Annotated in this window: 19 protein-coding genes and 4 pseudogenes; 12 read left to right on the top strand and 11 right to left on the bottom strand. The window is 58.9% G+C overall.

All coding sequences use genetic code 11. The features are described 5' to 3' along the window. Window positions 1-357 precede the first annotated feature (357 nt). Window positions 358-2370 carry a HEAT repeat domain-containing protein gene (locus ACFR9U_RS15920; RefSeq protein ID WP_247382186.1) on the top strand — a complete coding sequence of 671 codons (2013 nt, stop codon included), beginning with the start codon at window positions 358-360 and terminating at the stop codon, window positions 2368-2370. Between the two features lie 426 nt (window positions 2371-2796). Here the strand turns inward: ACFR9U_RS15920 and ACFR9U_RS15915 are convergent, their stop codons facing one another. Continuing rightward, on the bottom strand, window positions 2797-3594 hold the full coding sequence (locus tag ACFR9U_RS15915) for a PspA/IM30 family protein (protein ID WP_247382183.1): 798 nt from the start codon (window positions 3592-3594) through the stop codon (window positions 2797-2799). A gap of 421 nt (window positions 3595-4015) precedes the next feature. Here ACFR9U_RS15915 and ACFR9U_RS15910 point away from each other — a divergent pair, with 421 nt between their 5' ends. The 4 genes from ACFR9U_RS15910 to ACFR9U_RS15895 all read left to right on the top strand — a co-directional run bounded on the left by ACFR9U_RS15910 (window position 4016) and on the right by ACFR9U_RS15895 (window position 6065). Further along, window positions 4016-4297: a hypothetical protein gene (locus tag ACFR9U_RS15910; RefSeq protein WP_247382180.1), complete on the top strand. Its 282-nt coding sequence runs from the start codon at window positions 4016-4018 to the stop codon at window positions 4295-4297. Window positions 4298-4462: 165 nt separating this feature from the next. Continuing rightward, complete coding sequence (locus ACFR9U_RS15905) at window positions 4463-4804, top strand: class-II aminoacyl-tRNA synthetase family protein (RefSeq protein WP_247382178.1); 342 nt, start codon at window positions 4463-4465, stop codon at window positions 4802-4804. Beyond that, complete coding sequence (locus ACFR9U_RS15900; protein WP_247382175.1) at window positions 4801-5055, top strand: hypothetical protein; 255 nt, start codon at window positions 4801-4803, stop codon at window positions 5053-5055. Before ACFR9U_RS15905 ends, ACFR9U_RS15900 begins: the two co-directional genes overlap by 4 nt. Before the next feature lie 818 nt (window positions 5056-5873). After that, window positions 5874-6065: a hypothetical protein gene (locus tag ACFR9U_RS15895; protein ID WP_247382172.1), complete on the top strand. Its 192-nt coding sequence runs from the start codon at window positions 5874-5876 to the stop codon at window positions 6063-6065. Window positions 6066-6084: 19 nt separating this feature from the next. Here ACFR9U_RS15895 and ACFR9U_RS15890 read toward each other — a convergent pair. The 6 genes and pseudogenes from ACFR9U_RS15890 to ACFR9U_RS15865 all read right to left on the bottom strand — a co-directional run. Further along, window positions 6085-6600 (bottom strand): annotated as a pseudogene (locus tag ACFR9U_RS15890) (hypothetical protein); the annotation flags it as partial. A 64-nt stretch (window positions 6601-6664) separates the two neighbouring features. After that, window positions 6665-7882, bottom strand: a complete 1218-nt coding sequence (locus tag ACFR9U_RS15885; RefSeq protein ID WP_247382168.1) for an RNA-guided endonuclease InsQ/TnpB family protein — start codon at window positions 7880-7882, stop codon at window positions 6665-6667. A 109-nt stretch (window positions 7883-7991) separates the two neighbouring features. Beyond that, window positions 7992-8288: pseudogene (locus tag ACFR9U_RS15880) on the bottom strand (hypothetical protein); the annotation flags it as partial. Next, the gene (locus tag ACFR9U_RS15875) at window positions 8285-9211 is read right to left on the bottom strand and encodes an ArsR family transcriptional regulator (protein WP_247382162.1); all 927 of its coding nucleotides are present in this window, start codon (window positions 9209-9211) and stop codon (window positions 8285-8287) included. The gene ACFR9U_RS15875 and the pseudogene ACFR9U_RS15880, both read right to left, overlap by 4 nt. A gap of 884 nt (window positions 9212-10095) precedes the next feature. Continuing rightward, window positions 10096-10445: pseudogene (locus ACFR9U_RS15870) on the bottom strand (type II toxin-antitoxin system PemK/MazF family toxin). Next, window positions 10442-10813 (bottom strand): MarR family transcriptional regulator, encoded by a 372-nt coding sequence (locus ACFR9U_RS15865; protein ID WP_247382155.1) that lies wholly within the window; start codon window positions 10811-10813, stop codon window positions 10442-10444. The pseudogene ACFR9U_RS15870 and the gene ACFR9U_RS15865 overlap by 4 nt, the downstream one beginning before the upstream one ends. Before the next feature lie 453 nt (window positions 10814-11266). Here ACFR9U_RS15865 and ACFR9U_RS15860 point away from each other — a divergent pair, with 453 nt between their 5' ends. Continuing rightward, complete coding sequence (locus ACFR9U_RS15860) at window positions 11267-11803, top strand: hypothetical protein (RefSeq protein ID WP_247382153.1); 537 nt, start codon at window positions 11267-11269, stop codon at window positions 11801-11803. Window positions 11804-12101: 298 nt separating this feature from the next. After that, the gene (locus ACFR9U_RS15855; RefSeq protein WP_247382150.1) at window positions 12102-13085 is read left to right on the top strand and encodes a bile acid:sodium symporter family protein; all 984 of its coding nucleotides are present in this window, start codon (window positions 12102-12104) and stop codon (window positions 13083-13085) included. Between the two features lie 257 nt (window positions 13086-13342). Here the strand turns inward: ACFR9U_RS15855 and ACFR9U_RS15850 are convergent, their stop codons facing one another. Then, entirely contained in the window at window positions 13343-14038 is a 696-nt protein-coding gene (locus ACFR9U_RS15850) for an HD domain-containing protein (RefSeq protein WP_247382147.1), read from the bottom strand. A 521-nt stretch (window positions 14039-14559) separates the two neighbouring features. On the opposite strand from ACFR9U_RS15850, the gene ACFR9U_RS15845 reads away from it, so the two are divergent. The 3 genes from ACFR9U_RS15845 (at window position 14560) to ACFR9U_RS15835 (ending at window position 16069) form a co-directional block, all read left to right on the top strand. Further along, a complete protein-coding gene (locus ACFR9U_RS15845; protein WP_247382146.1) occupies window positions 14560-14763 on the top strand; it encodes a hypothetical protein in 204 nt (67 codons plus the stop codon). Between the two features lie 122 nt (window positions 14764-14885). After that, the gene (locus ACFR9U_RS15840) at window positions 14886-15071 is read left to right on the top strand and encodes a hypothetical protein (protein WP_247382145.1); all 186 of its coding nucleotides are present in this window, start codon (window positions 14886-14888) and stop codon (window positions 15069-15071) included. A 164-nt stretch (window positions 15072-15235) separates the two neighbouring features. After that, the gene (locus ACFR9U_RS15835; protein ID WP_247382144.1) at window positions 15236-16069 is read left to right on the top strand and encodes an aldo/keto reductase; all 834 of its coding nucleotides are present in this window, start codon (window positions 15236-15238) and stop codon (window positions 16067-16069) included. Between the two features lie 155 nt (window positions 16070-16224). Here the strand turns inward: ACFR9U_RS15835 and ACFR9U_RS15830 are convergent, their stop codons facing one another. Beyond that, on the bottom strand, window positions 16225-17520 hold the full coding sequence (locus ACFR9U_RS15830) for a DUF8130 domain-containing protein (RefSeq protein ID WP_247382143.1): 1296 nt from the start codon (window positions 17518-17520) through the stop codon (window positions 16225-16227). Between the two features lie 517 nt (window positions 17521-18037). Then, window positions 18038-18532 carry a hypothetical protein gene (locus ACFR9U_RS15825; protein WP_247382142.1) on the bottom strand — a complete coding sequence of 165 codons (495 nt, stop codon included), beginning with the start codon at window positions 18530-18532 and terminating at the stop codon, window positions 18038-18040. Between the two features lie 254 nt (window positions 18533-18786). Between ACFR9U_RS15825 and ACFR9U_RS15820 the strand changes: the two genes are divergently transcribed. Then, the gene (locus ACFR9U_RS15820) at window positions 18787-19059 is read left to right on the top strand and encodes a hypothetical protein (RefSeq protein ID WP_247382141.1); all 273 of its coding nucleotides are present in this window, start codon (window positions 18787-18789) and stop codon (window positions 19057-19059) included. 8 nt (window positions 19060-19067) lie between these two features. Here the strand turns inward: ACFR9U_RS15820 and ACFR9U_RS15815 are convergent. Next, window positions 19068-19154: pseudogene (locus ACFR9U_RS15815) on the bottom strand (transposase); the annotation flags it as partial. Between the two features lie 296 nt (window positions 19155-19450). On the opposite strand from ACFR9U_RS15815, the gene ACFR9U_RS15810 reads away from it, so the two are divergent. After that, entirely contained in the window at window positions 19451-20146 is a 696-nt protein-coding gene (locus ACFR9U_RS15810; RefSeq protein WP_247382140.1) for a sensor domain-containing protein, read from the top strand. Window positions 20147-20177: the final 31 nt, after the last annotated feature.

The raw sequence follows: 20177 nt of genomic DNA, 5'->3' as shown, positions 1-20177 counted from the left end.
TTACAACATCACGCAGGCAGTGAAACAGTAAAATCACGCTACGTCTGGCGATTCACCACGGCCAATTAAATCATAATCGGTCGTAGTTACCTGTGGACCAGGTCACCCACGATCCACCGCCCCACCCTCCGCTCGGTGCTCGGTTCGCTGCGCGCGCAGCCACAACCGTGGTTCAAACAACTCTGTTTTTCTGGTAATGTACAGCAATTTCGTGGTTCAGGAGAACTTTTGTGTAGCGAATAGTGGCCAGCTCGAGGCTTGCATGTAAGGAGAAGGTTTCCAGATGTGACCAAGGGATACTACTATTCACGAGGTGTCTCATTGACACGTATGGGAGCAAGTGATTGGGCGGGGCGAATGGTCGATAAGCTTGTCGATGAGTTCGGGGTTAGCAAGGAGAGGGCTGTACAAATACCAGACCGAGTCCGAAAAGTTGTGGCGAATCCGGAATTCAAAGCCCTAGAGGAAGATGATCTTGTTAGCGAGCAGTTTATGCATTCTTTTATAAATAATCTGTTAGAATTGCTGAAAGAGCAAGAGGAGGAAACCATCGAAGCTCGGTGGAACAAGCTTGTGAAAGATCGTGGCCTCTATGCAATCATCGGTGACGATATCTTACTCTATGACCCAAGCACCTCCCGGTTTGCTGAAGATCGAGAGTTAATTGCAGACGATGGTCGATCCCTGACGACTCAAGAGGCAATGTACGCTGCGTGGAAGAATGGGATCGAAATCAGCGAAGTCCCCGATGGTATTCAGTTAGGAGATACGGTCTATCGCCGTCAAGAGGGACCGACCTTAGACCAGTTTAATTCCAACCAATTGTCGGATTTTGACCAACCTCTTGATCAATCCCGATTAGATGTTGATGCTGAACTCCATGCACTCGCTGATGTCGAGTTTCCTGAGAAGGCTCCCAGGAACGAATTTGTGAAGGCTATTGCTGCGGCCCGACGATATATCACTGATACCGGCGGTGCGACCATGGACGAGATCGTTCAGACACTCGAACCTGAGCATAACTATCCAATTGGAGCCAATGGCGTACATGCGCGGGCCAAAGGATTTGTCCCGGATTTTCGGACGTGGTGGTGCGAGCAGGTCAAAAAAGGGCTGGAAGCACTGCCGGATATCAAAGCACCCCTATCTGAAGGTGGGCAGTGGCGTCCAGAAGATGCATACGAGGGGGGCTTCGAATCGGAAGACCTGGTTACCGATATCCTCGAGGAGTGGTATCTTTTCGAGGTCAGTTTCCACGAAGCAGAGCAAGAGCGAGAATTAGTTGCCTTCCACGACGAAATCACCCGACCCTCGGCTAAGCCCCTCCACGGACCTCCCGTATTCCGTTTTCAAAGCCTCACCACTGGAAAACGGTACAAAATCAAACGCCCAGATCTAACTGCGCTGGAGCCACTCACCCTTGAGCAATTATTTAACTCTTCGCAGGACGACGAGATTGAGTCGTTGGACGCCCTCGCAGACGAGCACTCAAATCGGGTTAGAATGGACGATGTCGACGCCACGCTTGACGCCTTACGGACGCAGTCTATCGACCCCACCGCTGGACTTGCGTTCCTGTCGACACTACTTCAAGAGGGTCACGAGGGGAAGGAAACGATTATCACCGAACTGTCGACGCTGCTCGGTGATCGCCCGGAGCTCCTCACCAATGAGGACGTATCGTTGGCTGCGACAACCTGCCTTGCCGATATTTCAGAAACAGCCCCAGAACAGGCACTCGATACGGTGCCGCTCCTCGAGACGGTGGCTAACTCTGGGTCTGAAGAAACGCGAGATATGGCAATCTATGCCCTCTCGAATATCTCGGCGGAATACCCCGAAGAACTCCTGCCGATGCTCGACATCCTGCTTGATAGCATAGCAGCCGGGAACACGACTCTCCGAACAAATGCATTGTCAGCAGTTGGGCATATTACAAAATCCTATCCTGACACAGCAACCACTGTTGTGGCCTCCCTTGTTGAGTGTCTCGATAGTGCTGAACCAAAGGTTCGAGCAAACGCGGCGGGCCTCCTCGGTGACATCGCACAGTTCCATCCCGACATCGTTGTCGACTATGCGTCCGTTATCGCGGGATGTCTGACAGCCGACGATGACCAAACGCGGATCAATGCGTCAATCGCACTCCTACGGGCTGGGGAAGCGAACCCGGAGACTATTCGAGCTGAATCTGAGCACCTAGCAGCGGCGCTTGATGATTCGCGGGCAGCCGTCCGTGCGAACGCATGTACGCTGATTGGGAACACGGAAGCCCCGGTTTCTATGACCCGTCTCAAACGGATCGCAGAGGATGACCCGGATGAAGAAGTCCGTGAAAAAGCTGAGTGGGCAGCCACCCGGATCGAATAATGGTTTAAATAACACACTTTGCTGAATACATACTCCTCTGTATAGGTATTGGCGGAAGTTACAGTAGTTCGATACAATGAATTGAGAAGCTAGAACTTCGATACCCAATCCGTTGTAACGCCAGACAACTACGGTGGCCCAATAGTAGAAATCAGAGTGCCCAAACAAGTGAAAAAGCCGCAAACGATCCGTACCCATACCCATCACGCTGGATTTCGGAGTAAGTCACAGGCGTTGTGACGTGGGGCACGAGCGCCAGGCCCATTCGCGTGTGTCGACCACGCTCACTGCTCCTAGAACGAAAGGGGGCCGTACAGTCCTGCAGCTACACATTAGCAGGCAATAGCTAGCCTGCGGAGCGGGGCCAACAGCACCAACTGGGATTGCTGGTCGACTTGATTGACCTATGCCGGGTTCGTCACGGGGTCATCCCGTCACCCCCGTCACAACGGGCGTGACGCCACCGGTCCGTGTTTTCCCGGCCGTCGCCTCCAGTAGATCCAATCCGAGATACCGGCTGTCCAGCAACCCCTCCGCGGTGTCCATGTCCATCGTCAGCAGTTCCTTGGGCTCTTGGCTCCGCCCGACCTGCCGGCGTTTCACCCGGACGTCCTCCCCGCCAAGATCCTGCAACTGATCCCACACGCGATGGATCGTCTGCCGGTGGGGCGACTCCCCCAGGTGCGCCGTCAGCGCAGTTTCCAAATGATCTCGCGTGAAGAAGATGCCGCTGCCGTCGGTCCGCCGCTGGGCGAACTCCGGCCAGCGCTTGGCGACGCAGATCGCCCAATAGGTGTTCGACCGGTTGGACTGCTCGACGAACAGCTCCTTGATCTTCGACTGTCGGCAGTTCGCGAAGAAATCCAGCGGCGACGAGGACGGCTCGACGCCCTGGGGCAGGGTTTCGGCGTCCTCCTGCGTGTCGGTGTCGGCGATGGCCTGCTCGGCTTTGGCGCTGGCACTCCGGGCGATGTCTCTGGTCTTCTCGCTGTCGGCCTCGAGCTCGTCGACGCGGTCCTCCAGCGTGTTGATCCGGCTGACCTGGTCGGTGATCGTCTGCTGTTGCTTCTCGATGGTTTGCTTTTGGGCCTCGACGGTCTCGCGGAGTTGCCGGCACTCGGCGAGGAGTTGCTTGGTAAGGGTGGCCTGGTCGCTTGTGTGGCCATCAGTCTCGTCAAGACTGGAGCTGTCTCGTGTACTGACGGAAGCGGAAGGGGCAGTCATGCTGCCTCCGAGCCGGCAAGCTTGATTCTCCTATGCGATCGGCAGTTCGTGGAGAGCGAGAAAATATTCCTAACCAACAGAGTCGAGAGATACAGGCCGTTGTTGGTTAACGAGATCCAGTCGGTGTGCAATGCTGGCTGTCGGTGAGAGGGTTCAAGCCCCTCGGTGTGATAGATGATCATGGCTTCTGCCTAATTCAGGAGCCTCATGCGGTGGCCTGGTGGTGACAGGTCGTCGCACCGCGGTTCTTCGGTATGATTTGCTACTGTGAAGTTCCGGTATTATCCGACGTACCGTCCCAAGCACTTAGTGGTTTGCAAGCTACTAAGCAAATGAGTGCGCCAGAATGCAAAATTGCACATTATTCAGCGGCTTTGACAGATTCGGTGGTGATATATCGCGCGTTCCCAATCCTGACGACATGGGAAAAGAGGACAGGAAACGGCTCATACTCAAAGTCCTCGCAGACGGAGGATTTGCTCTCCCTCCTGTCGTTATTTTTCGGAACGCGAAACTTCGAGGTGCTACCTTCGAACGGCGATCAGTCAATAACTATCTCACTGAACTGACTGAGGAAGGGTTAGTTCAGAAGATAGACGCCGAAGCCCTTGATGAGGGAGAAATCAAAGAAGTAGACCTGAGTGACGAGGGATATTTCATCGCAACTGACGACGGTATTGACGTTGCGTACGACCGGGACTAGTCAGGTATTCGCGCAACTTTGCACGATACCGGGCAAGCACTAAGTGGTTGCAGACCTAACTATTAGTTACGCAAACCCGGCGCTTTTGGGTGATTTCACCGGATGAATGAGAATCGCCCACCGTGGTCACAACACGGCGGGCCGGGTTTGCGTAGGAACCATCCCATGCAAACCAACGCTGAGAGCTACGACACTTCGAGAGAAAAATCTGTTGCACAGCGCGCCGGCGTCATCGGCTACGATCAACGCGGTCGCTGTCACCGCTGGGACCCCGTGCGAGCCACGCTGTACGTCACCGTCGACGGCGACGTCGTCCACACAGAGGAACTCGCCCGGCCGGCCGTCCAGCACTGGATCGACTACGTTCGCGAGGAGAAATGCGGCTGGATCGACGAGTGGTGGAACACGAAGATGCCAGCGCACGACCGACACCAAGACGCGAAAGCCCAGGCGGCGGACATTCGCTACAACCTGGCCAAGAACGTCGCGCAGGAGGCCACGGCATGAGCTGCCGCGTCGAAGCCCGCCACCGCGCCCACAACGCCGTGAACGAACTGGAGGCCATCCCTGCCGTGGTCGGCGTCGACGTGGTGGCACCGAGCGTCGACCCGACCGACCGCTGGACCGTGGAAGTGACGCTCCGCACTGACGGCATTCCCCCGGTCGTCAGCGGGATCTTCGGAGAACACAGCTTGACGCTCAGTCACGCTGGGCCGCGCGGCGACTGGTGGCACGGGCTCGCCGTCGTCGACCGGTAGTCACCCTCGTCACCCGTTTTTTTGCAGGGGCAAGATTCCATCGCGGACTGGTTCTCCCGACGGCATGGTCGAAATCTACCCACAACCGGTGAAACGCTAACCAGCGACCGGTGTACACAACCGGTGTAGAGCAAGCTGTGGTCACACACAGATACTACACCGAGACTGCGATGCTGATCTACGATGGCTGCAGATACGGGCAATACTCGTATCCAGAACTGCCACAACAGACAGGTCTGAACCACGGACCACGGACCGGTACCGACCACACTACTGCATACTGTTGCCCACTGCCCAGCCGCCAGGAGGGAGCGAGGTCTCGACTTACGCGAGGGCCGTGGGACCGGCCCGAGCGCCGAGCGACCGTCGGAGGGACGACGGCCCGGGAGGACCGCCCTCTTGCTGCGGGGCGGTCGCGGTGTACCGTTTGGTGATCGTTCTCGCTGCAGACGATCGCCACGGATCGCCCGGAAATCGCTCGCTTCGATGGCGACAAAGAGATCGTCATCTATCACGACAATTCCGCGCGCGATCGCGATCTGTCCTTCCGGACTGAAGCCGCCGCCAGTGACGACGCCGATCCTGAATCACTGTCACGAACGGATCGGGTCCAACTCGTCGCCCGGGAAGTCGCGAACAACTACTTCACAGAGAAGGACTTTCAGAACCATACTGGTCGGCCGGACATCATCGCCCTCGAGATCATCTCGCCGGATGGCAGCTACGAGTATCTCATCACGGAGGTCAAGAACAGCTCGCGCACCAAGACGATCAGACAGGGGATCAAAGAGACGCTAGAGTACGTGGCGTTCCTCCGGATGGACGACGAGTTCGTCTTCACCGACGAGTCCGGGAGCGTCTTCGGTGACGGCTGGAACGGCCTGCTCGTCGTCCAGGACGTAGAGCAGGAGACGGCGTCGTTCGCTGACCAGGCCGAGAGCGAACTCACAATCTTGCAGGCAGGGGAGGTCGACGACAAGCTCCAGCGGGTGCTTGAGCAAATTATCTGATCCTGTCTTTTGATCTGCGTCACTCTGTCTCGTTCTTAGCCTGCCGCACCGTCTCGTCCTCCCGAGTAACACGGTCGAACACTTCCAGATACGTGATGCGCTCTCTGACCACTGTGACATCGAGACCGAGTTCGTCTGCCACAGTCTCGATCGATTTCGGTTCATCGAGCACCTGGAAGACCTCCAGTCCGCGATAGTATCGGGTCGCCAGTTCTTCGACTCGATCGCCAATCGGCATCGTCACGCCATAGCGCTCTTCGAGGTCGAGTAGTGCCTCGTTTGCAAACGTCGCGAACTGATCGTCGCCAAGCTGTTCGATCTGCACCTCCAGTTCAGTCCCGACAACATCGTAGTCAAGCCCAGTTTCCACGAGGACACTCATGTCTTCGATATCGTCGTCACGGCCGGCAATCAGCTTGAACAGGAAGATGTCCTCGGTACTGACTAGGCGAACGGTCAGCGAATCAGTCGTGAGGAACGGCTCACTACGGTTAACCATCCCCTCAGTCAACACGAGCTTGTTTGCAACCTGCTGAGTCAACTGCCCCGCGCACGGTGGCGCGGGGCTTGTCAGTGAACTCGGCCTCTGCCGACCGTGGTTAGTCGGACGGGACAAACCCCCGATTCGGCGTCACCGTTCCTGACTTCAGGGCGAGTTGACTGTCGCCCGTCCGCCGCGACGACTGTAGGCCGCGACGGACGTACCGCCACCCAACGTTTTTCGCCCCAACGTAGTCCGCGTTCGCCGTCGCACCACACTTCTCGCACTCAAACTTTGCCTGCCTGACGCGGTTCCCTTCGCTCGTGTGTCCACACTCGGGACACCGCCGACTCGTGTTCTCCGGATCGACGTACTCCGCACAAATGCCCTCCTCTTCCGCCTTGTACTCCACGAGGTCAACGAGCTGGCGGTGCGCCCACTGGTGGAACTCCTTCACTGGGGGCGCACGTTCCCTGATGTGTTTCAGGTTCTCGAACGCGATGTACTCGCAGTCGTGTGTCAACGCTTCCTCGATGATGTCGTTGGCCACCCGATGTAGGACATCTCGAACGTATCGGGATTCCCTGCCACTCATCTGCTGGATGGTGCGGTGGGCGGACTGCGTACCGGTCTGTTGGAGACTGCTGCGAATCCGCTCGAACTCCCGGTGTCGATGTCTGAGTTCTCTGCCGGACGCGAAGTACGCCGTTGAGGTGGTGGCGATGTTGACGATGCCGAGATCGACGCCGAGAACTGTCCTGTCCTCGTCGTCGCCCTGTTGTACGACCTGTTTCTCGGGCTTCGGTTTGCGGAACCCAAGGTGCAGGTAGTAGTCTCCACCGTGTCGGGTGAGCGTGGATTCAGTGAGTTCCCAGTCCTCATCGTTGAGGTACTGGTATTGATAGCCGTCTTTGTCGTCCGGTAACGCGAGGTCACACCGAATACGGTCATCGACTGTTGCGAGTGAGACCGTCCCGTCGTCGAATAGAGTCATCGTCCGGGTGTCGTATTTCACCGTTTCGGCGGTGAACTCCGGCCGTGAGGTCTTGTACTCCTCGTCCAGTTCTTCGAGTTCTTCGACGCCAGAAAGGGCGGCTGCGGCTTGGTGGGTGGCGAGGATCGCGTGCTGACTCCCGAGACGCGTCTCCTCCTGTACCTCGTCATAGGCGAGGTCTTGGAGGTACGTTTTCCGCGTTTCACCGTGTTCCCATCCGATCTGGCTGCTGATGTTGCAGGCAGTTTGCCACTCGTTGATGGTGGTATCGAGCAGCTGCTTCTGCTCGTCGGTGAGGGTGGGGCGAGTGATTGCGGTGCGCCTCAGGTAGTCGTCCGCCACAAGTTTCAATAGGTGATAGAGGTACTTAATGGATCGTGGTTATTGGCAGCGAGTGTCGGCTTCAACCCCGCCCACGGTGGGGCGGGGAATCCGCCTCGCTACCTAGTTTGAAGATGTCAATGCGACATCCGTCGTCGTTTTCGACGCAGCTCGTCGCTCCGAGAGCACGGTAGTCAGGATCCAATGATTGGACTTCTGTATAGCTGAGCTCCATCAGTACAGCCCAGAGCTGAGCGTACGCGTCACCGTCAGCGACCACGAGATCGATATCCTTCGTTGCACCCTTCAGATCGCGCAGGGACATCGCACCGCCCCCAATCAGGTAGACCGTGAGCGGATCGGCGAGCTCATCGGCAAGTTGCTGGAACTCGGCCTCGACGTACGCACGCCCAAATGTTGGTCTCATTCTGCGAGAGTCACCTCGTAGTCAGCCGCCAAGTCCTCGAATTCGGCCCACTCGGGAAGCCGCTTGTCCTCGACGTCTCCGTCATTCTGTAAATATCGCAGCAGAGTATCGATTTCGTCTGCCAGGCCGTATTTCGACGCTGCGTCTCGGAGGGTCTCCTCGTCTATGTCGACGTGGCTGAGGAGGAGCAGACAGTACGAGCGATGGCGGGTATCATCGTCGATCAACAGTGTGTGACAGCACAACTCCGCTGGCTCAACGGCGTCGAGATGCTCCGAGTAGAAGTAGTACCGCTTGCTGGTCACGAGAAACTGGAGGTCGTAGGCAGCGAACCGGGCCAGCCCAGTCTCGTGAAACGCGTCAGCATCGACCGTCGTCTCGGTCTGGGCGAGAAACTCGTCGTATCCCTCCCAGAGAATCGTCCCTCGCGACGTGACTGCGTCGAGGCGCTGGCGATGCCGATGATGTGCGAGCTCGCGGGCGAACGCATGGAGTCGCTGGAAATCCTTGGTGAATCGGTAGCGGCCATCGTCTGCACTCACGAGTCCGCGGTCCCGAAGACGCTTCAGGACGCGGTTGACGGTGTTTCGGTAGTTGTCGCTCGCAGCCGAAATCTCGGCGACTGTGCGTGGCTGGTCGAGATAGTAGAGTATCTCGAGGGTCTTTCCGGTTAGCAGGTCCGGAAAATCGATGTGTGAATACTCGCGGACGAGATCCTGGTACACTTCCACAGCGCGAGCATCAGACGGAATGACTCGCTTTCGACGGCCATCCCGCTCAGTGTAGCAGAGCCCCTTTTCTGCAAGGGTCGAAACCGCACGGGAGACGTAGCTCTCACTGTGGTCGAGTTTCTCCGAAAGCTCGGAGATCGTATCACCACGCTCACCGGTGGCGAGGACTTCGAGTTCGATTCTCCCGAGCACGTTGTAACACTATACGAAACTCATTTATAAATTGGTTTCGGGTAGTGTTACAAGCTTGGTGTGGTGCGTATGGGCTGGTTCTGTTGGTGGTGTCATTCTAGAAATCACCAGCGGGACGCCCTCCGAATAGTAAAATCGTGATTAGTAAAATCGTGATTTAGATACCCGAGCGTATGAATACACCATCAGAGAGCTGACCAACGGCGAGCTCACACATTGCAAACGGGCCACGTCGGTGGTTCAGTGGACGCCACCAAGCGGCACTGATCGCGAGGACGTGTACTGTTGCTTCTGTCGGTCCGGGTTTTCCGATGACCTGCAGCAGGCGGCCGCTGACCGTGCGGACGTGTCCCTGTTTACGCCAGAAGACATCGTACCCGCGATTCACCCATAATGTGCCATTGATACATGAGTTCTACGACACATTGTCACGCTTCGGACACCGTCCACACACCGAAGTCTACTATCATTTGCGACAGCCGATAGTGCAAACCGCCCACCCGCCGGGAGGGAGCGCGATCTCGACTTGCGCGAGGGCCGTGGGACCGGCCCGAGCGCCGCACGACCGTCAGAGGGACGACCGCCCGGGAGGACCGTCCTCCTACTGCGGTACGGCAGAGTGGAGGTAGCCGTCATTTGTCATCGACATGGTGCCTGAAATTGACGCTGCTCACTGTGCCTGCCCACTTTTTACTCCCTCGGGTGTCCTCGCTTCGCTGCGGGCACCGCTCAGTCGCAAAACCTGGACTAAAACCCCCGGACGACTCACTCACTTCGTTCGCTCGCGTCCGGTGAACCACCTCGCTCGCGGTGCTCGCTCGGTGGATGCTTCCCTGGTCACTGCACAGCCTGCACTGATCATCGAGACATGCCAAGCTGATCGCCTATCGCAGTTCGTCGACGAGGGCAGCGACAGCGTCGTCGACGAGTCCGACCTCTACCCGGCCTTGCCAGAAGTCGATATCCTCGTGGTCGATTGATTGCACGCCCCACGGACGATCCGACTCTCTTCCGGCGTTCCACCACGCAGCCAACTCGCTGCTGGAATCTCGATCAGCCCGTCCATCCAGGATTTTGACGTCAACGTCAGCGCGATGTACTGCTCACCGTGGAACGGTCTCCCATCGTGATTCGAGAGTATGAGCCACGGGCGAGCGGCGGCGTCACCTTTGAACGGGTCGTCACCGTAAACGACGTCGCCCCGCTGGAAGAGTGGCGTGTTCTCGTCGGTCACCGGTCGTTCTCCACGCTCGGATGTGGCTCGCTGGGGGCGTGTTCGCGCCACGCCTCTTTGTCTTCATCACCGAACTGTTCGTTGAAGAGGGCTGTCGCTCGCTCGTACCCGCTGTATCCGTCGAGTCGCTCCGTGTCGTCAGTCACGGCCCAGTACGTTGCCTTGTGGTCGACCAGATCACGGTCCTTCAGCCGCGAGAGCGCAGTACTGACCGCGCCCTCGTCGACGCCGATCTGGGATGCGATTTCGCGCGCCTTGAACGCCCGATCATCGTGGGCAGCGAGAAATCCGAGTACCTGATCGGGGACCGATAGGGCTTCGAGTTCTTCCTCGCTCGTGTTCTCGAAGGTGTCTCGGTCGATAGACATCGGTGGATGGAGATACGCCGCTTACTGTAAAGAGTGTTAGGGCTGAAATCGATGAAAATACTGAACGGAGTGAGACATCCCACACCGATGCCCAGCGCCCAGCCGCCGGGAGGGAGCGCGATCTCGATTTGCGCGAGGGCCGTGGGACCGGCCCGAGCGCCGCGCGACCGTCAGAGGGACGACCGTCCGGGAGGACCGCCCCTCCTGCTGCGGTGCGGGGGCCACGCGGGAGCGAGTCCCTGAGCACTGTGGACGGAACCTGGCGAGCGAGCGGTCGCTGCGTACTCTCCCTGACGACCACTATTCGAAAATTGCCCAGTGGCCCACACCGCCAGCAAACCGACACCCCCAGCAGTGGCCCACAAAGACACCACCCGTACACGAAGCCCAGCCGAACGACAGGGGTAGATATTTCACTCTACCATCAGTAGCGACGAGCAGCAGCCCAGTGCGATGACACACAGCTATTCTCGCCGCCAAGTCCTCACAGTGGCTGGCCTCGCTACCACGGCGGGCCTCGCGGGGTGTAACCTGGAGACAGAACCGGCGACTGAGACAGACGAGACACCACGACACACCGCAGTTCGAGACTCGGCGGTGTATCTCGGGCCACACATTACGGCCGATCTCCCACCCTATGTCACGGTTGTCGAGAGTGCGACGGCGGCCGATGTCGCGATTCTCGCAAACGACACCCCCATCACAGGGGAGAGCGTAGTGGGCTGGTTGGTCGAAGGGATTCCAACCGGCGTCTATGGTGAACCTGCGATCTCCCGACTGCTGGAATTACTTCGAGACGGAGATGTCACGGAGCACTTCGACGGCGACTACTTGTCGGCCGGACGAGGAGCCCACGACATCGCTGTATTTGTTCCAGCTGGCGAGGAGATGAGTTCATACACGGGTCGCATTGAGGGCCGAGAGCCGTCCCTAGTCAACGTTCTTGATCGGGTACTTGCGTGGATTGCCTCCAATGACTCCGCACAGTAGTCTCGTACGGACCACTGCCCACAGGACACGAGGGCCGGCAGACCGGTGAGACACGACGGCACAAACCCCGATCGCCCGGAACACACTGGGTTTCGAGTGAAACCCTGGCCGACGCACAACACCCGGTCACCATGCAGGAGCCCTCTCTCCGAGAGGGTGTCGGAGGTGTGGTGGTAAATGTAATTCTACCATTATTTATGCGAGTTCGATGGCACTCTGGACAGCTGGTGACCGATACAGACCCGTCGCCCGTGTGCGGTTCCGAAGGGCATATTCATACCGACACGTACTGCCAATTATGAGTCATAAAAACAGTATTTCCAAGACAGCTGCAGTAGCAACGAAGTACTTCGTCGTCTGGATCGTCGTTGCTGCGGCTCTTGCACTCGGTGCCCCATCGACATTTGTCCCGATCCTCGAGTACGTCAATCCGCTGCTCGGGCTCGTGATGCTTGGCATGGGGCTGACCCTCCAACCCGAAGACATCCAGCGCCTCGTCGACCGCCCCATCGACGTGGGGATTGGTGCAGTCACCCAGTGGCTTGTGATGCCGCTGGCTGCATATGTCCTGTATCTCCTGTTGGATCTCCCAGATGCCATCGGCGTCGGGTTGATCCTCGTTGGAGCGGCCCCCGGTGGGACCGCGTCGAACGTGATGACCTACCTCGGCCGCGGGGACGTCGCACTCTCGGTCGCCATTACGACGGTGACGACGCTGGCTGCGCCCATCGTGATGCCAGCGTGGACGCTGTTCATCCTGGGGGAGAGCATTGATGTGACGTTCGCCCAGATGTTTACGAGCATCGTCCAGATCGTTATCATCCCCGTCGTACTCGGGTTTACACTGCGCTTCATCCTGGATCGGTATGCGCCTCGCGTCGCGGAGATCGGCGTCGACATCTTCCCGGTCGTCAGTGTCGCCGCGATCGTCGCGATCGTTGCGGGTGTCGTCGGCGCTAACGTCGAGAATATCCTCACTGCCGGCATCTTCGTGCTGCTTGCCGTTGTGCTCCACAACGGCCTCGGCCTGAGCGTCGGCTACGGGGTCGGCGCTGCGACTGGGATGCCCGAGGACCGAAAACGCACGAACGCGTTCGAGGTCGGCCTCCAGAACAGTGGCCTTGCCGTCGCCCTCGCCGCGTCGCTGTTTGAACCCGCGGCTGCCCTCATTCCGGCGCTGTTCAGCGTCTGGCACAACGTCAGCGGTCCGGCACTGGCAAATTACTTCACGTGGCGCGACACGCAAACAGCGGAGCGAGGGGAGCAGTCCACTCTGGAATAACGAGCGTGATTGGGCTCACCGCCCACTCGCCGGGAGAGCACGGACTCGCCGCCCGCGCGGGCCGTGGGACCGCTCGCCTGTTTCGAAGCGGTCGCATTGGCGTTGGCAACAAGTGAAAGGTACTGCCCTCGGGCGGCTCCATGGCAGACGAGACGAGGATGCACCCGGTACCTGCCTCGTGCGCACGGTACGTGCGAGCAGCATCGAAGCCAGTGATCACGCAGGAGGACCCACGAAGCGTCGCTCGGCCTGGGAACTCACTCGCCGTCGTCGTGATGAACAGCGGGTGACGCTCCTGGCCCCGCGTCGATTTCACGAGCGAACTGATCGAAGAAGCGCTCCATAAACGCCCATCGGGACTCGCCAAGGCGGCGGCCCGGTTCAGTGTACAACGCGTCGAGCCGCTCGCGGGTCCACTCGCGGACGAGGTCAATGTCCGGCAGTTCGGGACTCGGGCCGTCGAGTGTGGACGCGTCATCGATCACGGCATACTGCTCCCCGGTGCGCCCTGAGCGCTCACCGACGATACAGGCGAGGCGAACGAGCCCGACAGCCCCCGCCGCGTCGAGCTTATCAGCGTCGAAGAGTAATTTCGCCTCGAGTGTCTCTGGCTCGGGCGAACTCGCCCGGATGCTGTGGGCCCGCAGACAGTGCTCGATAGCCGTGATCCGGTCGGGTGCCACCGCTTCAGCCTGCAGGAGGGTCGTGGCTTCGGTGGCCGCCCACGCGTCGTGGTTTTCGATCTCGCCGACGCGTTCGAGTGGCCGGCCAATATCGTGGAACCACGCAGCGCCAGCCAGCACCTCCCGGTCGACACTGTCGGGATGCTGGGCCGCCAGTTGCAGGGCCACGTCACGCACTCGTTTCGCGTGGAAGATATCGTGTGCGGGGAAGGCATCCTCGTAGTACGGACGCGAGAGCTCGCGGGCAAGGGAACCGACGGTGGAGGGCATTGCTGCCAGAGAGTTCTCGCAGGACGCTTAGTGGTTATGAAGTTCACACAGCGACCTCAAAGCAGGGGTGACGACTGGAGCTGTGAACCGACCGGGAGACACTCACTGACGACACCTACTCTCTGCAGCAGCCGATTTGTGCCAGGGACTGATTCCGGGAGCCACGAGCAGGTGGGGAACTGGACGTCTCGTCCGGCGCTGGTTCGAACCCGTCACGACAGCTCCAGGAGCAGCTCGCCTGCGCACGACGCTGATGAGCAGTTGCGTCTCTACACCAGCCAGACCAGCACCACACGACTGCCCTCCGCCCAGCCACCGACCGAGCGTGGGCTCGACGTGCGCGCGGGCCGTGGGACCGGCCCGGCTCGAGCGCCGCGCGACCGTCGGAGGGACTGGGGACCGTCGTCTTGCTGCGGGGGGACAGGACATCACCTGTCAGTGGCACAGATCATGACGTGCGAACCAACGCTGTCCACTGCATGTGCACACTGTTTTTCTGCTCATGAGTAGATAGATAGAATATGGATAGCGAGACGAACACGAACCGAGCAGGCGGGAAATACGTCTTGGCTCTCCTCGGCTCACTGTTCGTTGCTACCGTTGTAACCCTGCCCTTCGAAGGAGATCCCGAACCTGGGAGCCTCCCACGGTTGGTCTGGGTTATCGTATTCTTTGCAGTATTCACGCTCTTCTTTCTGTGGGATTCAGGGGACGTGGGACGCTGACTCACGATTGGCGTGTACTACAAGATAGGACGCTGTCTACGAGCGGATCCAGGATCGCGAGACGCCAACGCACGTCTACACCGGTCGAATGAGTTGACGAAAGTGTCAGTTTAGAATATAATATGTCGAGGGACGCAGCCATCGAAACCCGGATGGAGTGGATGCGATCCGAAAACCGATTCGCCGTATTCGTCGCACTCCTCGGAGTGACCGCCTTTATCTTCGGCTACGAGGCGTGGCAGGCGTTTGCCGGGGCGCCGTTCGAGAGCCATCTCTGGCGGTCGTCATCTGTTGCAACCTCGGCCTGATGGGACTCCTTGCGGCAAAAGACGAGGAAGACAGGGGACCTGTCCCGGTCAGTTCAGAGGGCAGAGTAAGCACATTCCGTGATCGATTTTGGACTTCTGAGAACTGCCGTAGTGTCCGAGCCGCCCGGTTTATTATTCTATTCCTGAAAGACTCGCAAAGAGACATGGAGGTTGTCGAGACAGCGACCGCCCGCATTCCCAAGCTCGGACTTGGGACCTGGCAGAACACCGGGGAAGCGTGTACGCAGACTGTCCAAACCGCGTTGGACGCAGGGTATCGGCATATCGATACCGCGCAACACTACGAGAATGAGCGTGCAGTCGGGCGCGGGCTCGCACAAGCCGACGTAGACAGAGAGGAGGTCTTCCTCACAACCAAGGTCTGGCGCTCAAATCTCCAGTATCAAGACGTCATTGCATCCGTCACGGATAGTCTCGATAGATTACAGGTCGAGTACGTCGATCTCCTGTTGATCCACTGGCCGCACCCCCGAGTACCGATCGAAGAGACCCTCGACGCGATGGCCGAACTATGCGACCGAGGGCTGGTGAGACAGATCGGCGTGAGCAATTTTACGCTTCCACAGCTGCAAACGGCACAGGAAACCGCTGCAGTGCCCATCGTCGCGAACCAAGTCCTCTATCATCCCTACACGGACCAGTCCACTCTGCAACAGTACTGCGCCCGCCACGACATCACCCTCATTGCCTACAGTCCACTGGCCCGGGGAGACGTGCTGTCCGATGCTGTCCTCGAACGAATCGGCGAGCGGTACGACAAGCGTCCAGCCCACGTTGCCCTCCGCTGGCTCGTCCAACAGGACGGCGTCGTGGCGATTCCGAAGGCGAGTACGCCGGATCACCTGCACCAGAATCTCGACGTCTTCGATTTTGCATTGACTGCGGAGGAAATGACGCGAATCAGTGCTCGGTCCGGACCCCTTCGCGTGCGCCTTCGGAAGCGCCTCCCTGCTCTTATGCGTCATCTCCCGATTTGACTGCCGAGCGTAGCGGTCACGTTCGAGGACACTCCACTCACCAGCGAGCAGCGAGTGACGACTCGGCCACTGCTCCGACCTTCGCGTCCAGCTGTTCGGCGCTCACGCTTAGGCTCCAGCAACAGTGCACACCGTTAGGGCAGAGCAAACGGCACTCACACCTCGACGGCGAACCGCACGACGTAGGGAAAGGTCCCATCACGCGCTGCTGCCGTTGAGTAGCCGACGTCGTTCTCGATGCGATAGCGCCCCGGGGAGAGGCTGGGATCATCCACGGTAAACGTCCGTGCGACCGTTCCGTCTGGCTCGATCGACGTTTGGAGCGCGATCGAGTTGACCGCAGTGACCTCACCGTCCTCAGTGTGCACGTGCGATGAGTCCTCGTACGCCGGCGACCAGAGGAGCCCACTGTCCGCCGTCGACTTCGCGGGCTGATACCGGAGCACGCCGAACGGTTTCGGAGCCCCGCTGGAGATGTCGAGCTCACTGTCCGCTGTGTTCCGGAGCGTCAATCGGATTCGCGCCCCGTCGGCGTCGAGCGTCGCATCTTCGACCGTGGCATCGATCTCGAGCGGCTGGGGACCGGCTTGCTCGACGTACGTCGTGTAAAACCGCCCGCCGACGTAGACGTACTTGTGCTCTCGTAACTGTGCTAGCAGTCCATCGGGTGGGGACTCGAACGCGTACAACCCGCTCTTCGCGGCGGCGGACCGAACCACGTCTTGGACCGCCGGGGACGCAGCGGAAAGACGCCACACGGACCCGCCTGCGAGGTCCGACAACGAGGCCACAGTTGCGTCGACGCTGTAGGGTGAGCCTGGGTCGTTCCGCGTCGTCGAGAGTGCGAGCACGTCGCCGTGATACTCGACGGCGTCGTACGTGGACAGGAACGAGTCGAGTGTTGGCCAGACGTAGGGCAGAGTTTCACCGCCCTGCTGGGCACTGCGCAGCAGGCCGGACATGACAACGCCATCATGCGTCACGGCCTGTTCGTACGCCTCGTATGAGGCGATCTCGCCCGTCACGTCGTCCCGCGAAACAGGCGTCGCAGTAATGGTCGTCGTCGGCATCGTGGCTGTCAGCCGGTAGTACTGGTCCTCCTGACTGACGTAGGTAGTTTCGGCGACGAATTGCAGAAGCCACTCCGGCGGTGACCGAGTGGTATACGTCTCGTCGATCGCCGACGTGACGACGGACTGCTCGCGATCACTGAACGACTCGACAGCGGGCACGTCGCCGCGCGGTGACTCCCCCAGGTCGTTGAGCCGGATCGCATGCGTGTAGGAGCGAACGTCCGTGATCGACAGGCGGGGGGACGCGGAAGCCGTCGACGGCTCGCTCGACGTCGTCTTGGTGCTGGGCTCGGCAGGCCCCGACTGCGAGCGGTCGAGACAGCCAGTGAACAGGACGGTACCTGTGCCAAGAGCGCGAACGACTGTTCGGCGTTGCATGGACGAACCAGTCATTCCAGCAGGAAAACAACTTGTGGTGACTCAAGGACGTGTTTAACCATCCAGCGGCGCCATCACGTACTACTGAGGCGGGCTGGCCACGATTCCAGAACGCCACCGCTCAGTTCGCAACGGTATCGAAGCAGATGCTACAGGGCTTGTCCCGAGGTGACTTCCGTCAGCGCAGCTTCGGCGGCGTTCACAGACGGATACCACCGTGACTGGTGGTGCCTGCTCCGTGCCCGCAGTCATGAGTGCCAGCTACCGCCAGCCCCGCCACAGCAGGCGAGCCTGCATCACGGCGTGGCATCGAGTACCCTGTTGCCCACGCCCAGCCGCCGAAAAAGTGCGGTCTCGACTTGTGCGAGGGCTGTGAGACCGCCCTCTTGCTGCGGGGCGGCAGGGTACGGGTGGCCGTCAGTTGTCATGGACATAGTGCCTGGCACTCGAACCGCCGCTGCATATCCAGCACCAATAACCACCGTGGAGAGGAAGTTCCCGCCCGATAGGAAACGGTTCAGAATCCGCGCTCCGCAAACGCTGCCTGTGCCTGTTCGTATGCTGTCTCACCATTACTCGTGTAGAGCGGCTGGAGGTTCACCCGACGCCTGTAGGTGGTTTCCCCGTCGATGTAAGTGATAATGAGCCGTGGGCGTGTCAGTCCTTTCATGCCAGCCGTCGCAGAGACCTTCTCGATTGTGTCAAGCTGAATCCGATCTGGCGATCGGAATCCGCGCGCGTAATTCATCACCCAGAACATTGCTATCGACCCAACAACGACAGCTAAGAAGAAGAAATCACCACCGCGGACTGCGCTGACAACCCACCCCAGTCCGATTGGAAATGCAAGTATGTACCCGACAAAGATTCCGTTGTGCCACCAGGTCCCGCGCTGCCAGAATTCTTGATAGAGGGACTGAATGTAGCCGGAAAACGACTCCTCAAAGTGTATAGAATCCTCAGTGAACCGTGCTGTGCCGCGCTTTGTCGGAAAGGACTCAATGGAGGGCATACGACGAACTCCTTGATATCGGAGTTGCCACCAATCGGTAAAAATGTTCGACCGCTGTTTCATAGGCTCAACCGCTTCTGTCGGCACGTTTCTTCGCTGAGGTCACGCTCTATCCCGCACCCAGTTTCTGACGGAGTGTGGGTAGATCCGTGATCTGTGTCGGTATTTGAACTACCTATACTGACCGGGCGGGTAGCAGATTCGGTGCTCGATGCGCGTGCTGATTGAGTAAGCAAGAGTTGGGAAAAAGGCCTATGGAACGGTTGTACGTCTACAACGGCGCTCTTTCAGTAATCGGGCTTTCGCTTGGGTTCCCAGCGGTGCGATCGCTCATTGCTGGCGACCATAGTATTCCGGTACTGCTTATGACAATCGGTGGGGGTGGGATGATTGTCAGTGCTGGCTACGAATCACTGCGAACCGATCCTGATGAGTTTGAAATCTCCACTGCCACCCTCTTTGCGTTCGTCGGTGCCGCCTGTCTGAGTCTGCTTGGAACTGTTCTCTCTGCAGTGCCTGGTATATGAGTGACCTGTAGGAACTGCCGGGCAGATTCGTGGAGGTCATCGCGGCGCTCGTTGGGAACGACAAGTTTGACGGGCGCGGTACGCCTGACCTCCATATTTCAGATGTGTGCCCGACGGTTCTTACGTATTCGAGAGTCGAGCGGTCGTAGTATGTCGGTTGCGTCGTACTGTGTCGGTTTCTGCTCACGGGCCACAGGACGGTTCGCATGGTCAGAGGGAGCTTCGATCCCTCGCGATCCTCTCCGGCCTACTCGCTCCCTTCGCTACGCTTCGGTCGCTCCTTGAGGCCGGAGGCTCCACCTCGAAAATGCTGAATGGACTCCCTCGGGGTTTCTGAGACAGAAGTCCCGCACCCTCTCTTTTCCCCGGTGTCCGATTAAGTGAGAGTACGATGGATCAGCCGAGGACCGATGGGACAGTAAGCGGATCCACTATCGCAGACGGTGTTCGCCCTCTCACGGAGGCACAGACGTATAAGAACCTGCTGTACCTCGTGCTCACGTTTCCGCTCGGACTGGCGTACTTCGTGATCGTAGTCGTGGGTTTTGCTCTGGGCCTGGGACTGTCGGTACTACTCGTCGGACTAGGAATTTTGCTTGCGACTGGTATCGGACTGCGAGTCATCGCATCATTCGAGCGGCGACTGGCGAATACCCTTCTTGGCACGGAGATCACCGCACCAACGGACGTCGAGCAGACAACCGATGGACTCATCGAGACCGTCACAGCGTACTTCGAGGCCTCCTCAACATGGCGGGGGCTTGGATTCGTGTTGCTCAAGTTCTGGCTCGGCATTCTCTCACTGATCCTGTTGATCACCTTTCTGGGGACCGCCATCGAACTCACCCTGCTACCGCTGTTCACGGACGGTGTGTTAAATGTCCAAGTGGTCGGCTGGCGGGTCGCCCACAGTTTCCAGACTCCGACTCAACGTTTGCTGGCAGTCCCAGGTGGTGTAGTTCTCGGGATCGTCGCGGTACATATTCTGAACGCGTACGCCAGAACCAACGCCTCGATTGCAGTGTCACTGTTGGGTCCGACACGGGCGCCGGCCAATGCGGACCGCAGCCGAAAACAGTCCGAGTAAGTTGGAGCCCACCTAATGCGAAATCAAGAAC

This window comes from Halorientalis brevis, from assembly GCF_042678165.1.
GTDB lineage: Archaea > Halobacteriota > Halobacteria > Halobacteriales > Haloarculaceae > Halorientalis > Halorientalis brevis.
The sequence above is the reverse complement of the archived record's forward strand: the minus strand, read 5'-3'. Positions and strand labels throughout refer to the sequence as shown.

Bases quoted from the DNA above. Each gene is read 5' to 3' on its own strand.
- ACFR9U_RS15920 (WP_247382186.1), top strand. From the start codon at position 358: ATGGTCGATAAGCTTGTCGATGAGTTCGGGGTTAGCAAGGAGAGGGCT.
- ACFR9U_RS15915 (WP_247382183.1), bottom strand. From the start codon at position 3,594: ATGACTGCCCCTTCCGCTTCCGTCAGTACACGAGACAGCTCCAGTCTT.
- ACFR9U_RS15910 (WP_247382180.1), top strand. From the start codon at position 4,016: ATGGGAAAAGAGGACAGGAAACGGCTCATACTCAAAGTCCTCGCAGAC.
- ACFR9U_RS15905 (WP_247382178.1), top strand. From the start codon at position 4,463: ATGCAAACCAACGCTGAGAGCTACGACACTTCGAGAGAAAAATCTGTT.
- ACFR9U_RS15900 (WP_247382175.1), top strand. From the start codon at position 4,801: ATGAGCTGCCGCGTCGAAGCCCGCCACCGCGCCCACAACGCCGTGAAC.
- ACFR9U_RS15895 (WP_247382172.1), top strand. From the start codon at position 5,874: ATGGACGACGAGTTCGTCTTCACCGACGAGTCCGGGAGCGTCTTCGGT.
- ACFR9U_RS15865 (WP_247382155.1), bottom strand. From the start codon at position 10,813: ATGTCTATCGACCGAGACACCTTCGAGAACACGAGCGAGGAAGAACTC.
- ACFR9U_RS15860 (WP_247382153.1), top strand. From the start codon at position 11,267: ATGACACACAGCTATTCTCGCCGCCAAGTCCTCACAGTGGCTGGCCTC.
- ACFR9U_RS15855 (WP_247382150.1), top strand. From the start codon at position 12,102: ATGAGTCATAAAAACAGTATTTCCAAGACAGCTGCAGTAGCAACGAAG.
- ACFR9U_RS15850 (WP_247382147.1), bottom strand. From the start codon at position 14,038: ATGCCCTCCACCGTCGGTTCCCTTGCCCGCGAGCTCTCGCGTCCGTAC.
- ACFR9U_RS15845 (WP_247382146.1), top strand. From the start codon at position 14,560: ATGGATAGCGAGACGAACACGAACCGAGCAGGCGGGAAATACGTCTTG.
- ACFR9U_RS15840 (WP_247382145.1), top strand. From the start codon at position 14,886: ATGTCGAGGGACGCAGCCATCGAAACCCGGATGGAGTGGATGCGATCC.
- ACFR9U_RS15835 (WP_247382144.1), top strand. From the start codon at position 15,236: ATGGAGGTTGTCGAGACAGCGACCGCCCGCATTCCCAAGCTCGGACTT.
- ACFR9U_RS15830 (WP_247382143.1), bottom strand. From the start codon at position 17,520: ATGCAACGCCGAACAGTCGTTCGCGCTCTTGGCACAGGTACCGTCCTG.
- ACFR9U_RS15825 (WP_247382142.1), bottom strand. From the start codon at position 18,532: ATGCCCTCCATTGAGTCCTTTCCGACAAAGCGCGGCACAGCACGGTTC.
- ACFR9U_RS15820 (WP_247382141.1), top strand. From the start codon at position 18,787: ATGGAACGGTTGTACGTCTACAACGGCGCTCTTTCAGTAATCGGGCTT.
- ACFR9U_RS15810 (WP_247382140.1), top strand. From the start codon at position 19,451: ATGGATCAGCCGAGGACCGATGGGACAGTAAGCGGATCCACTATCGCA.